At 35.6% G+C, this 413-nt stretch carries 1 protein-coding gene; it reads right to left on the minus strand.

Features of this window, described 5'->3' with window-relative positions; translation table 11 throughout:
• Positions 1-222, minus strand: a 222-nt coding sequence (locus tag DW036_RS26145) for a hypothetical protein (protein WP_222850741.1), incomplete at its 3' end; no start/stop codon positions are given.
• Positions 223-413 lie beyond the last annotated feature (191 nt).

Here is a 413-nt window from a genome sequence, read left to right on the forward strand (position 1 = left end):
AAGAACTTTTAAGTATATCTTCCAAATAATTTCGAAAGTTTTTTTTCTTTTTTTTCTTTTTCTCGTCGTCTCTCTTTGCGAAAGGGAGATAAAAGAAGAAGAAGCTCTTAGCACCGTTTCTGTCAGCAAGTCAATTTCAAGGCTTACCATCTCTTGGAAAGCGGGTGCAAAGGTAAGAACTTTATCAGATAACTTCCAAATGTTTCGGAAGTTTTTTTTCAAATTTCTTTTCAGCAGCGTTATTCTTGGTTAGAATAAGAGCAAAAGAAGAGAAATTTGCTGGAGTTCAGTATCCGTTTCTGTCAGAATGTCAATTTCAAGGCTTTCCGTCTCTTGGAAAGCGGGTGCAAAAGTAGCGGATATATCCATTCGCTCCAAATATATCTATCATTTTTTCACTGGTTTTTTGAAAC

It is taken from the genome of Bacteroides sp. AF39-11AC, from assembly GCF_003474285.1.
Lineage (GTDB): Bacteria > Bacteroidota > Bacteroidia > Bacteroidales > Bacteroidaceae > Bacteroides.